The 12,925-nt window shown below is 70.9% G+C and carries 11 protein-coding genes; 8 read left to right on the forward strand and 3 right to left on the reverse strand.

All coding sequences use genetic code 11. The annotated features are described in order from the left end of the window. Positions 1–12 precede the first annotated feature (12 nt). Entirely contained in the window at positions 13–2,040 is a 2,028-nt protein-coding gene (locus ACIQPR_RS22015) for a hypothetical protein (RefSeq protein WP_403650861.1), read from the reverse strand. Positions 2,041–2,454: 414 nt separating this feature from the next. Here ACIQPR_RS22015 and ACIQPR_RS22020 point away from each other — a divergent pair, with 414 nt between their 5' ends. Continuing rightward, positions 2,455–3,531: a glycoside hydrolase family 19 protein gene (locus ACIQPR_RS22020; RefSeq protein ID WP_403651480.1), complete on the forward strand. Its 1,077-nt coding sequence runs from the start codon at positions 2,455–2,457 to the stop codon at positions 3,529–3,531. Positions 3,532–3,611: 80 nt separating this feature from the next. Here the strand turns inward: ACIQPR_RS22020 and ACIQPR_RS22025 are convergent, their stop codons facing one another. Together ACIQPR_RS22025 and ACIQPR_RS22030 are read right to left on the reverse strand one after the other, a co-directional pair. After that, positions 3,612–4,898, reverse strand: coding sequence for a cytochrome P450 (locus ACIQPR_RS22025; RefSeq protein WP_403650862.1), 1,287 nt, complete (start codon positions 4,896–4,898; stop codon positions 3,612–3,614). Positions 4,899–4,926: 28 nt separating this feature from the next. Continuing rightward, positions 4,927–6,240, reverse strand: a complete 1,314-nt coding sequence (locus ACIQPR_RS22030; protein WP_403651482.1) for a glutamine synthetase family protein — start codon at positions 6,238–6,240, stop codon at positions 4,927–4,929. Between the two features lie 364 nt (positions 6,241–6,604). Between ACIQPR_RS22030 and ACIQPR_RS22035 the strand changes: the two genes are divergently transcribed. From ACIQPR_RS22035 to ACIQPR_RS22065, 7 genes are all read left to right on the forward strand, one after another. Next, positions 6,605–6,793, forward strand: coding sequence for a ferredoxin (locus ACIQPR_RS22035; RefSeq protein ID WP_403650864.1), 189 nt, complete (start codon positions 6,605–6,607; stop codon positions 6,791–6,793). After that, complete coding sequence (locus tag ACIQPR_RS22040; protein ID WP_403650866.1) at positions 6,793–8,004, forward strand: NAD(P)/FAD-dependent oxidoreductase; 1,212 nt, start codon at positions 6,793–6,795, stop codon at positions 8,002–8,004. The genes ACIQPR_RS22035 and ACIQPR_RS22040 overlap by 1 nt, the downstream gene beginning before the upstream one ends. A gap of 12 nt (positions 8,005–8,016) precedes the next feature. Continuing rightward, positions 8,017–8,829: an acetoacetate decarboxylase family protein gene (locus ACIQPR_RS22045; RefSeq protein ID WP_403650868.1), complete on the forward strand. Its 813-nt coding sequence runs from the start codon at positions 8,017–8,019 to the stop codon at positions 8,827–8,829. Between the two features lie 219 nt (positions 8,830–9,048). Then, complete coding sequence (locus ACIQPR_RS22050; RefSeq protein ID WP_403650869.1) at positions 9,049–10,509, forward strand: aldehyde dehydrogenase; 1,461 nt, start codon at positions 9,049–9,051, stop codon at positions 10,507–10,509. Continuing rightward, on the forward strand, positions 10,502–11,437 hold the full coding sequence (locus tag ACIQPR_RS22055) for a 3,4-dihydroxyphenylacetate 2,3-dioxygenase (protein ID WP_403650871.1): 936 nt from the start codon (positions 10,502–10,504) through the stop codon (positions 11,435–11,437). Before ACIQPR_RS22050 ends, ACIQPR_RS22055 begins: the two co-directional genes overlap by 8 nt. A 9-nt stretch (positions 11,438–11,446) precedes the next feature. Next, positions 11,447–12,292, forward strand: coding sequence for a fumarylacetoacetate hydrolase family protein (locus ACIQPR_RS22060; protein ID WP_403650872.1), 846 nt, complete (start codon positions 11,447–11,449; stop codon positions 12,290–12,292). A gap of 28 nt (positions 12,293–12,320) precedes the next feature. Beyond that, on the forward strand, positions 12,321–12,917 hold the full coding sequence (locus tag ACIQPR_RS22065; RefSeq protein ID WP_403650874.1) for a TetR/AcrR family transcriptional regulator: 597 nt from the start codon (positions 12,321–12,323) through the stop codon (positions 12,915–12,917). The last annotated feature ends 8 nt before the right edge of the window (positions 12,918–12,925 follow it).

The following is a 12,925-nucleotide window of genomic DNA, read 5'->3' on the forward strand; positions in this document are numbered from 1 at the left end:
CCTGCCGATCCCCTACGCCGGCTCCCTCACGGTGTGCTGATCACCGTCCGCCCGGTGCTCGCCCCGCTCCGCCGCCGCCCGGTCGGCGAGGTCGTTGACGGCGGTGTTGAAGCGCTCCATGGAGCTGGGTCGGTCCGCGCCCAGGACGTATTCCTTGAAGTCCTGGCGGATCGGTGCCATCGGGTCGTGGCGCGGCTCGCGGACCGCGCGGAGGATCTCCGGCAGCCGGGTGCAGGCGCGGTCCAGGAGGTAGGCGCCGCCGGCGGTGGTGTAGGCGGCGCGGAACTCGTCGTCGGGCAGGTCGTGCGCGTTGGTCAGGACGTAGGGCTTGAGGCTGGCGACGAAGTCGGCGACCACCGAGGAGACGTCGCTGATGAGAAGGTCCGCCTGGTTGAAGCACTCGTACAGCGTGGGGAGTTGTCCGAGGATCACCTGGTGCCCGACCGGTCCGTGGCTCTCCCAGAACAGCCGGTGCCACTCGTCGTGCAGGGCGTGCCACTCGGCCGTGTCACCGCGGTCGGGGACCCGTGCGTCGCGGGTCTGTTGGGTGTGGTCGCCGCTGTGGCGTCCGGCCAGTTCGTCGATCCGGGCCCGGATGTCCCGCAGCCTCGACGCGACGGCTTGCGCGCCCTGCGCCTGGGTGGTCTCGCGACGCTCGTTGGCGCGGGTCAGCAGTTCGCGGACGGTCCGGTCCGAGGCAGCAGCTTCGGGAGAGCGGCGGCCGGTGAGCGGGTGCGGCTTGTAGATGATCCGTACGTTCTGCGCGAGGAGCTTCTCGATCAGGGGCACGCCCATCGGGATGAGCGAGGTGTGGCAGTCGTCGTCGCTCCAGCCCTCCCAGGTGGGGGCGAACAGCACGACCGGCAGCGGGCCCGGCGCGTGGTCGGTGTGCGGCCGGATCGACGACAGCTGAGGGCGCCCCACCTCGACGATCGACTCGTCGCTGATGGCGTGCCGGACCCGCTGGTAGCGGTCGCGCCCGGCGCGGCCGGCGACCCAGATCTCGTCGTACACCTTGCTGACGCGGTTGCTGCTGGCGAGCTTGTCGCTGTCGCCGTGCCCGATGAAGACGTGCTTGGCCTCGGCGACGCGCAGCATGTGGACGTTCTTGCCGGCGTTGCCCGGGTAGAGGACGACGCGGACGTCGGGCAGTTCCAGTTCGGCCAGGTCGTCGGCCTTGGGCACGCACAGGACCGGGATCCAGGTGCGGCTGAGGTACCGGAACGAGGCCTGCTCGCGCAGGATGATCAGCGGGCGCCGGTCGAGCCGTTCAAGGGTCTCGATCCACATGTTGACCTGGTACATGAAGTCCCGGGAGACCGCCGCGAAGCTGAAGTACAGGGCCACTTCGGGCCGGTAGCCGGCCAGTTGGCGGTTGACCTCGGCGATCACCTCGTCCTTGGCCGGCATCCGGCGGGCCCGGCGGTACGCCATGAGCAGGGCCACGACGGCCGCGACCGCGCATCCGGCGGTCACCGCGTAGCCGGCGTAGGCGAGGGACCAGGTCCCGGCCGCGAGCGCGAGCAGGAGTCCCGCGTGGGCGGGCAGGTCGAGGTGCAGCAGCTTGCGCAGGAACCGGCGGTAGAGATAGGCGGGCGGGGGCTTCTCGATGCCGGCCCCGCTCATGTCGAGATTGCGTACGGCCACCGGCAGCACGCGCCGGCGGCTGATCGCGTGGTGCACCGCCGAGTACAGCATCACCAGCGTGAAGTGGGCGCCGAATACGGCGAGTCCGGCGACCAGCACCCGGTCCGGGGCCTCCATCCGGTCGGCCAGGGCGAGCAGCATCAGCGTCCGGAAGGCGAACCGCAGGGTGCGGTCGAGCTGTAGTGCCGCGAGCCTGCGGATGAACTGCGGCGCCCGGACGTGCAGGGCCTCGTCCACGGCGTAGCTCACGGCGGACGCGACCGCGAAGCCCCACAGGGACGGCAGCAGCGCGAAGACGGGCAGCGCGGCGAAGCCGACGGCGAACAAGACAACCAGCAGCAGGTCGGCCTTCGCCCGCACGCGCAGGGCAGCACACAACCAACGAACCAACATGGACAAGAGATCCCCCCACAGGACTTCCCGCTACGGCGACGCCGTTGCACGCCAGTTCGACGCGAGGAAGGAGTGAAGGGTTGTACGCCTGACGGCTATCAATAATTCACCCGTGGTTCACCGGAGCCCGCCCCGCCCGCTCGGCGCGATCCGGACCGGCGGGTCGGCACCTGCTGTCATGCACACACCTTGACCAAATTGGTCTAGACTTTTACCTTCGAGTGGTCAACGTCCTTCAGGGCGCGCCCAGTTGAGGCCCGCCCGGTTCCGGGCCTTCGCCCACGGCACGTGCTGCCCGCGTGCCGGCCGCCCCACTCGTCCACCTCTCAACTCCGGGAGCAAAGACCCATGGTCACCCCCCACACCGCACCGAGTCTCCGCGGACTCACGGCGCTGAGCAGACTCGCTCTCGTCATGCTGCTCGCCGCGGCCCTGTCCGCCCTGTTCGCCGTCTCCCCCGCCCGCGCGGCAGACGGCCGGATCACCGGCCTGGCCGGCAAGTGCGTCGACGTCGCCGGGGCGAACACCGCCAACGGGACCGCCGTACAGCTCTACGACTGCAACGGCACCAACGCCCAGATCTGGTCCAACTCCGGTGACGGAACCCTGCGCGCGCTCGGCAAGTGTCTCGACGTGACCTCCGGCGGCACGGCGGACGGCACACCGGTCCAGCTCTACGACTGCAACGGCTCGGCCGCCCAGAAGTGGGCCGTCAGCTCCGCCAACGACATAGTCAACCCGCAGGCCGACAAGTGCCTGGACGTCACCGGCAACAACTCGGCCAACGGCACCCGGCTCCAGATCTGGACCTGTTCGGGCGGCGCCAACCAGAAGTGGAGCGCGCCCGTGAGCGGCGGCGGTACGACCCCGTCCGGCTTCGTGGTCAGTGAGGCCCAGTTCAACCAGATGTTCCCGAACCGGAACGGCTTCTACACGTACCAGGGCCTGACCGCCGCGCTCTCCGCCTACCCGGGCTTCGCGAAGACCGGCTCCGACACGGTCAGGAAGCAGGAGGCCGCCGCCTTCCTCGCCAACGTCAACCACGAGACCGGCGGACTGGTCTACGTCGTCGAGCAGAACACCGCCAACTACCCGCACTACTGCGACGCGAGCCAGCCCTACGGCTGCCCGGCCGGACAGGCCGCGTACTACGGCCGCGGCCCCATCCAGCTGTCGTGGAACTTCAACTACAAGGCGGCGGGCGACGCGTTGGGCATCGATCTGCTCAACAACCCCTGGCTGGTGCAGAACGACTCGGCCGTCGCCTGGAAGACCGGCCTGTGGTACTGGAACACCCAGTCCGGGCCGGGCACGATGACCCCGCACAACGCGATGGTCAACGGCGCCGGCTTCGGCCAGACCATCCGCTCCATCAACGGCTCCCTGGAGTGCGACGGACGCAACCCCGCGCAGGTCCAGAGCCGCGTCGACGCCTACAACCGCTTCACGTCCATTCTCGGGGTGAGCCCCGGCGGCAACCTCTACTGCTGACCCCCGTCCGACGAGAGGGCCGGTTCATCCGCGAACCGGCCCTCGCAGCACTGCCGTTCCGGCGGAACGCGGGCTCCGCCTCACGCGAGCGTGACTTCCACCGGCAGCTTCTTGATGCCGTTGACGAAGTTCGAGCGCACACGCGGCACTTCGCCGGTCAGGCGGATGTCCGCGAGGCGCGGGATCAGCTCCTCGAACATGATGCGGATCTCGGTGCGGGCCAGCAGGTTGCCCAGGCACAGGTGGGGGCTGCCCTTGCCGAAGGTGACGTGGTCGTTGTGCTGTCGGGCCACGTCGAGGTCGTAGGGGTCGGTGAAGACCTCCTCGTCGCGGTTGCCGGAGGCGTACCACATGACGACCTTGTCGCCCTCCTTGATCCGCTTGCCGCCGAGTTCGACGTCCCGGGTCGCGGTCCGGCGGAAGTGGTAGACGGGGGACGCCCAGCGCAGGAACTCCTCGACGGCCGTGGGGATCAGGGCGGGGTCGTCCTTCAGGCGGGCCAGCTGCTCGGGGTGTTGGAGCAGGGCCAGCATGGAGTGGGTGATGGTGTGCCGGGTGGTCTCGTTGCCGGCCACGACCAGGAGCAGGAAGTAGTTGTCGAAGTCCTGCGCGGAGAGCGGGACTCCGTCGCGCGGGGTGGTGTTGACCAGCTTGGAGACCAGGTCGGTGCCCTCGCCACCGCGCCGCTGACGCGCCAACTCCCGTCCGTAGGCGAAGACTTCGAGCGAGGCGGGGGAACGGAACGGCAGGTCGCGGTACTTCTCGCTCTCCTCGCTGTGCAGGAGCACGTCGGCGTAGTCCGGGTCGGTGTTGCCGATGATGCGGTTGCCCCAGTCGATGAGCTGCTGGTTGTCCTCCGGCGGGACGTCGAGCAGTCGGGCGAGCACGTTGATGGGGAAGTCGGCGGAGATCTCCTTGACGAAGTCGAAGCTGCCCTTGGCCAGCGCCGCGTCGAGGGTCTGCGCGGTCAGGCCGCGCAGGAAGTCGGCGTAGCTGTTGATCACCCCCGCCCCGAACTGCCGCTGGATCAGACTGCGCAGGGCCCGGTGGCGGACGCCGTCGAGTTCCAGGATGGAGGCGCGTTTCTTGATCTGGTCGTCGTCGACCTCTTCGAGGTTGACGAACCGGGTGGAGGTGAAGGTCTCGGCGTCCCGGTCGACGCGGGCGATGTCGGCGTGCCGGGTCACCGACCAGAAGCCGGAGTTGGGGGCCTCCTCGGGCTGCCAGTGGACCGGGTCCTCGTGGCGCAGGGTGTGGAACATGCGCCAAGGGGTCACGCCGTCGGTGAAGTTGTCGAGGTCGGCGAGGTCGACGTCGGCGAGGGGCAGTGGTTCGTTCGCGGCGGCGGTCAGGGTCGTCTCGGTCATCGGTGGCTCCTCGGGGTCGTACGGCGGGTCACAGGTGGTAGGCGTACTCGGTGAACTCCCAGTCGGTGACGTGCCGTTGGAAGCGCTCGACCTCGTTGCGCTTGTAGGAGAGGAAGGACGTGGTGAAGTCCTTGCCGAGCACCTCGGCCAGGGCGGTGTCCGCCTCCAGCGCGTCGAGGGCCTCGGAGAGGGTGCCGGGCAGGACGGCGGAGCGGGCCGGGTCGTAGCCGTAACCCTCCAGCGGGGCGGGCGGTTCCTCGGCGGCCGTCACGCCCAGCAGGGCGGCGGCGACGGTGCCGGCGATGGCGAGGTAGGGGTTGGCGCTGGCGTCGCCGAGCCGTAGTTCGAGCCGGGCGCCGGAGCCGCGTTCCGGCGGGATGCGGACCATGGCGCTGCGGTTGTCGAGGCCCCAGTCGATCAGCCAGGGCGCGAGTGTGTCGGGCCCGAAGCGTTTGTAGGAGTTGACGGTCGGGTTGAGGAGCGCGGCGAGGGCGGGTGCGTGCGCCATCACTCCGGCGACGGAGTGGCGTGCGGTGGCGGAGAGGCCGTAGGGCCCGGACGGGTCGTCGAAGGCGTTGCGGCCCTCGGTGTCGTCGCTGGAGAGATGGAGGTGGAAGCCGGATCCTCCGGCGTCGTTGAACGGCTTCGCCATGAAGGTGGCGAGCCGGCCCTCCTTGCGGGCCAGTTCCTTGATCGCGGCCTTGAAGCGGAACGCGCGGTCGGCGGCAGACATCGCCTCCGAGTGGAGGAGGTTGATCTCGAACTGCCCGCCGTCGAACTCGTGGTTGCCGCTGAGCACGCCGATGTTGAGGTCGCGGACCTGTCGCAGCGTGCGCAGGAGGTGGTTGTCGGGGTCGGCGCGCAGCCCGGCCGTGTAGACGACTCCGGGGTCGGAGGCGTAGCGGCGCCAGTCGCCGGCGGGGCCGCGCTCGCACAGGAAGTACTCCAGTTCCGGGCCGACGACGGGCCGCAGCCCGTGCTCGGCGCTCCGGTCGAGGACGGCCTGGAGGAGGTCGCGGGGCGATTCGGGGGCAGGTGCGCCGGTCGCCGGGTCGAGGACCTCGCCGAGACAGGTGGCCACGCCTGGTTCCCAGGGGAGGGGCAGCAGGGTGTCCAGGTCGGGGCGTACGCAGATGTCGGGCAGCCCCGCGTCGAGGCCGCCGCGGACCGGGACCACATCGCCCTGCGGGCTGGTGTGGTAGACGGCCCGGCAGAAGGCGAGCCCGTGTTCCACGGCCCGGGGCAGTTCCTCCAGCAGGACGTCGCGGGCGCGGTCGGTGCCGATGAGGTCGGGGTAGGTCACCCTGACCACGTCGATGCCGTCGGCGGCGAGTCGCTCCATGTGGCGGCGGACTTCCGGGATGTCTTGAACGCTCACCGTTGTCTCCTCGGGCGGACGGTGGGGCACTTCCGGGTCGGGAGCCCGGAGGCGGGGAATGAGGGGCCGGGTCACGGCGGTGGCGGGCGACCCCGGCAATGTTGTTTGACGCCAAACGGTAGGAGCGGTCCTCGCATCCCGCAAGAGGCGACGACAAGAAAATTATCCATCCGGATAGGTATTGACCCCACCCCGGCCACTTCCTATCTTGTTTGAAGCCAAACGAGTCAGGGGCTGTTCTTCCAGCCCCTTTGGCGGGGGCCCGGCCGTCGCGCCGGGCCCCTCTTCCCCACCACTTCTCCGACGCCCTCACCCCAGGAGGCCGGCCATGAAGGTCGTCGTCGACATGAACAAGTGCCAGGACCACGGCCAGTGCGTCTTCGCGGCACCCGACGTCTTCCAGCTGGACGACGCCGGACACCTCGGCTACGTCCCCGACCCGGACGACGCGCTGCGCGACGAGGTCGAGGAAGCCGCGGACGTCTGCCCGCTCCAGGCCATCCGGATCGAGGAGTGATGACCGGCGGGAACGTGCTGGTCGTCGGCGCCTCGATGGGCGGCCTGCGCGCCGCCGAACAACTGCGCGCGGCGGGCTGGACCGGCTCCGTGACGGTGATCGGCGACGAACCGCACATGCCCTACAACCGCCCCCCGCTCTCCAAGGAAGTCCTCGCCGGCAAGGCCTCCTTCGACTCCCTCGCCTTCACCCCCAAGGCCGGCACCGCCGACGTCGCATGGCACCTCGGCCGCCGGGCCGTGGCCGCCGACCTCGCCGCACGCACCCTCACCCTCGACGACAGCACCACGCTGCCCTACGACGGTCTGGTCGTCGCCACCGGAATGCGCCCGCGCAGGCTGCGCTGCCCCGGACCGCTCACCGGCCGCCACACCGTACGCACCCTCGCCGACGCCCAGGGCCTGCGCGCCGAGCTGACCCGGCCGGGCGTGCGCGTGGTCGTGGTCGGCGCCGGATTCATCGGCTGCGAGGTGGCCGCCACCGCCGTGGGCCTGGGCGTCACCGAGGTGACCGTCGTCGACCCGCTCCCGCTGCCCATGGTCGGCCCGCTCGGCGAACTGCTCGCCGGTGCGCTGCTGCGCCGGCACGAGCGGCGCGGGGTGCGCTTCGCGCTCGGCACCGGGGTCGCCGCCTTCGAGGGCGAGGACCGGGTGACGGGTGTCGTGCTGGGCGACGGGACCGTCCTGCCCGCCGACGTGGTGGTGGAGTCGGTCGGTTCGCTCGCCAACACCGAGTGGCTGGCGGACAACGGCCTCGACCTGAGCGACGGTGTGCTCACCGACGAGCTGCTGCGGGTCGGCGGGCTGCCGTCCGTCGTCGCGGTCGGCGACGTGGCCCGCTTCCCCAACGCCCGCTACGACGGGGTGCCGCGCCGGGTCGAGCACTGGTCGATCCCGACGGACAGCGCCAAACACGCGGCGCGGAGTCTCGTCGCCCATCTCACCGGCGCCCGGGGCGAGTTGGCGGCCTTCGCGCCACTGCCCACCTTCTGGAGCGACCAGCACGACTTCCGGTTGCAGTCCTTCGGTTCGCCCCTGCTCGGCCTCGCCGACGTCCGGGTCCTCGACGGCGACCCGGACGGCGACCTCATCGCCGGCTACCACCGCGATGACCTGCTCGTCGGTGTCGTCGCGCTCGGTGCCCCCACGACGGCCGCGCGGGCCGCCCGCTATCGCACCGCGCTCCTCCAGCAGCCCGCCCTCACCGCGTAAGGAACCAACGTCATGGCCAGCGTCCGTGGTTACCTCCACCCCAAGACCGCGACCGGATCGTCGTCGCTGATCCCCGCGCCGCCCTGGCGCTACTCCGGTGACCTGCTCACCGTCGAGTACCGCACCGATCCCGCGCGCGTGCGCGAACTGCTGCCCGAGCCACTGGAGTTGGCCGACGAGGATCCGGGCGCGGTGGCGCTGATCTGGGCCGACTGGCAGTCCTGCTCGGAAACGGGGGAGGAACTGCTCGACCCCGTGCTCGCCCAGTACAAGGAGGCGTTCGCGGTCGTGCGCTGCTCGTTCCGGGGCCGGACGTACTCGCGGTGCGTGTACATCTGGGTCGACAAGGACTTCGCCATCGCGCGCGGCCTGCACCAGGGCTATCCGAAGAAGCTCGGCTCCATCCACCAGACCCGGCCGCACCCCTACGGCCCCGCGCCGCGCATCGAGGCGGGCGCCCGCTTCGGCGCGACCCTAGCCGCGGCCGACCGGCGGCTCGCCGAGACCGTGGTGACCCTGCGCGAACCCGCGCCGACGAACGGGTTCGTGAACGCCCACCCCATGGCCCATCACCGCTGGCTCCCCTCGATCGAGAAGGGCAAGGGCCTGGCACTCGACGAACTGGTCGAGACCGGCGCCGCCGCCTTCGAGGGCGGTCAACCCTGGGTCGGGGACGCCGAGTTGGCGCTGTTCGAGGCGCCCACGGAGGAGCTGGCCCGGCTGGAGGTCCACGAGCCGATCGCCGCGTACTACCGACAGGTCGGGGTCGTCTGGGACGGCGGACGGCTGCTGGAGTCCGGCACCTCAGCGGCGACCGCCGACTAGGTCGTGTCCGCGAAGTCCCGTCGTCCGCCCGGAGGGCGGGCCTCGCGGCGTCCGGTGCGTGCGCTCGGTGCGCCGCCCGGAAGCCCTCGTACTGGGCGTACTTGGGCTTTCGGGCGGTGCGGCGAGCGTGCGTGCCGGGCGTCGCGAGGCAGGCGGGACTTCGCGGACACGGCCTAGCCCCAGTCCGCCCGTCGTCCCTTCGCGTCAGGAGCCCTTCCCATGCCCGAGAAGATCATCGTCGCCGGAGTCCCCGTCGACACCCGGCACTTCATCGGCGGCCGTCGCGTCGCCTCCACCGACACCTTCGACGACGTCTCCCCCATCGACGGCCAGGTCCTCGGCCCGATCGCCCGCGGCGGCCCCGCCGAGGCCGAGGCCGCCATCGCCGCCGCCCGTGAGGCGTTCCCCGCCTGGGCCGCCACTCCCCGCGCCGAGCGCGCCCGCGTCCTGCACGCCATCGCCGACGGCGTCGAGAAGCGCATCGAGGAACTCTCGGCCGTCGAGACCCACGACAACGGCGCCCTGCTGCGCTCCCACCGCCGGGGCGTCATGCCCCGCGTCGCGCACAACTTCCGTTTCTTCGCCGACTGGTTGCTCAGCCTCGGCCACGAGGACTTCGAGACCCGCGGCCACACCAACCACGTCAGCTGGGACCCGGCCGGCCCCTGCGTCCTGATCACCCCGTGGAACGCGCCGCTGATGCTGGCCACGTGGAAGGTGGCCCCCGCCCTCGCGGCCGGCGACACGGTCGTCCTCAAACCGGCCGAGTGGTCCCCGCTCACCGCCTCGCTGCTCGCCGACATCGCCACCGAGGCCGGTCTTCCCGCCGGTGTCCTCAACGTCGTCCAGGGCTACGGCGCGGAGATCGGCGACGCCCTCACCTCGCACCCGGACGTGCGCCGGATCAGCTTCACCGGCTCGGTGCCCACGGCCCGGCGGATCGCCGCGTCGGCCGCCGCGAACCTGACCCCGCTCAGCCTCGAACTCGGCGGCAAATCACCGCTGTTGGTGTTCGCGGACGCGGATCTCGATCTCGCCGTGGACCTCGCCGTCGAGCAGTACGACAACGCCGGGCAGGTGTGTCTGGCCGCCACCCGCATCCTCGTCGAGGAGTCCGTCGCCGAGGAGTTCACGCGCCGGTTCGAGGAGAAGGCCTCGGCCCTGGTCCAGGGCGATCCGCGCGAGGAGGCCACCGACCTCGGACCCACCATCCACCCCCGCCAGCTGGAGAAGATCGACGGCTTCGTGCGGCGGGCGGTCGCGTCCGGGGCCCGTACCGTCGTCGGCGGACACCGCCGGGACGGCCAGTACTACGCGCCGACCCTGCTCACCGACGTGGCCCAGGACTCGGAGATCGTGCAGGAGGAGGTCTTCGGACCCGTCCTGACCCTCCAGACCTTCGCCGACGAGGAGGAGGCGGTCCGGCTCGCCAACGACACCCGCTTCGGGCTGGCCGCCACCCTCGCCACCGGCGACCGCGAGCGCGCCGACCGGGTCACCGCGCGCCTGGTCGCGGGCACGGTCTGGGTCAACTGCTTCTTCGTGCGCGACCTCCAGGCACCGTTCGGCGGCTCGCGCCTGTCCGGGGTCGGGCGCGAGGGCGGCACCTGGAGCTTCGACTTCTACTGCGACCTGAAGAACACCGTCACCGCCCCCAACGGATGGACCAACCATGGGTGAGATCGTCGGGGCCGGCCTGCTGGCCCATGTCCCCACCATCGTGCTGCCCGAGGCGGACCGCCTCGAACTGAACGAGGGCAAGGAGATCACCCTCGTCACCGGCCTGCGCCGACTCCGCGAGGACGTCTTCGACCGCGACGACTACGACACCGTCGTCGTCCTCGACTCGCACTGGGCGACGACCGTCGAGTTCGTCGTCACCGCCCAGCAGCGACGGGCCGGACTCTTCACCTCCGAGGAGCTGCCGCGCGGCATGTGCCGGATGCCGTACGACTACCCCGGCGACCCCGAACTCGCCCACAACATCGCCGAGTTCGCCGACCGGCACGGCACCTGGATCACCCCCATCGAGGACGCGTACCTCCCCGTCTACTACGCCACCATCAACCTCTGGAAGTTCCTCGGCGAGGGGCTGCCCGACAAGCGGTGGGTGACCATCGGCGTCTGCCAGACCGGGGACATGGAGGACCATCTGCGGCTGGGCCGCGCGCTCGCCGACGGCATCGCGGCCACCCCCGGCCGCCGGGTCCTGGTGATCGCCTCCGGTGCCCTCTCGCACACCTTCTGGCCGCTGCGCGAGATCCGCGACCACGAGGCCAGCGACCCCGCGCACATCCGCACACCCGAGGCCCGCGAGGCGGACCACGAGCGGATCGCCTGGTTCAAGGAGGGCCGGCACGACAAGGTCCTCGACACCATGGACGAGTTCTGGAAGTACAAGCCCGAGGCGAAGTTCTTCCACTACCTGATGCTGGCCGGCGCCCTCGGCGAACAGGCCTGCACCGCGAGAGCCCGCCAGTACGGCGAGTACGAGAACTCCGTCGGCACCGGTCAGGTCCACCTCTGGTTCGACCGCCCCGCCACGGGCTGGACCGGTGACGGCCTGCCCGTACCGCCCTCACCCCGCACCCCGCACAGCCGCCCCTAGGAGAGCGACATGCCCGAGTACCGCCGCATTCTGCTGGACGGCGCCACCGCCGAGGTCACCGTCGACGGCGACGAACTCGTCGCCGGGGACGGCCGCCGCGTCAAGATCGACGAGGCGCTGCACCTGCCTCCGGTCGTGCCGTCCAAGGTGATCGCCGTCCACCTCAACCACCGCAGCCGGGTCGAGGAGTTCCGCATCGATCTCCCGGACACCCCGACCTACTTCCACAAGCCGACCTCCTCCCTCAACTCCCACAAGGGCGCGATCGTCCGCCCCGAGGGCTGCAAGTGGCTCAACTACGAGGGCGAGGTCGCGATCGTCATCGGGCGGACCGCGCGCAACATCTCCCCTGAGGAAGCAGGGGAGTTCATCGCGGGCTACACGATCGCCAACGACTACGGCCTGCACGACTTCCGTGACACCGACGCGGGCTCCATGCTGCGCGTCAAGGGCTCGGACACCCTCTGCCCGCTCGGTCCCGGGCTGGTCACCGACTGGGACTTCCACGGCAAGCGGCTGCGGACGTACGTCAACGGCGAGGTGGTGCAGGACGGTTCGACCGACGAGATGAAGTGGGACATGCACTATCTCGTCGCCGACATCGCCCGCACCATCACCCTGTACCCCGGGGACGTGCTGCTCTCCGGCACGCCCGCCAACTCCCGTCCCGTGCGGCCCGGTGACGTCGTCGAGGTCGAGGTCGAGGGGCTGGGCAGGCTGACCAACCACGTCGTCACCGGACCCACCGCGATCCGCGCCGACGTCGGCGCCCAGCCGACCGAGTCCGAGGAGGTCCTGTCCACCGCGCTCGGCGGCGACTGGGAGTTCCGGGGCGTTCGTGCGCCGCGCCGCTGACGGCCCCGGCGCGGGTAGGGTCGCCTGCATGACCGAGCCCGCCGCCCGCCCCCGCAAGCGCGTCACCTACGGCGAGGGCCGCGAGGCCCTGCTGGACGCGGCGGTGCGCGTGGTGGCACGCGGCGGGCTGCGCGGGCTCACCTACCGTGCCGTCGCGGAGGAGGCGGGGGTCACCCACGGGCTCGTGGTGCACCACTTCGGGACGCGCGACGCGCTGATCGAGGAGGCGCTCACCCACGCGATCCGCTCCTCCCTCAGCAGCAGCGACCTCGAACCCGGCACCGGACGGCCCGAGGACTTCTCGCTCGGCCTGACCGAGATGGTGGACTCCGGGCCTGACCTTCAGGCCTTCCAGTACGAACTGCTCCTGGAGTCCCGGCGCAGGCCGGAGCTGTTGTCCCACCTCCGCGCGCTCTACGACGAGTACTTCGCGGCCACCCGGCGCGAGCTGACCCAGATGCTGCCCGGCCCCGTCGACGAGGGGCTGTCCAGGATGGTGTTCGCCACCCTGGAGGGCCTGGTCCTGCACCAGCTCGTCTTCGGTGAGCGCGAGGTCATCGAGGACGCCCTCGACGAGCTGCGGAACGTCCTGCGGCTGCTCGCCCGGGAGCGCGACGGGAGCTGACCTCCCCT

The sequence above is a fragment of the Streptomyces sp. NPDC091280 genome (genome assembly GCF_044768565.1).
GTDB lineage: Bacteria > Actinomycetota > Actinomycetes > Streptomycetales > Streptomycetaceae > Streptomyces.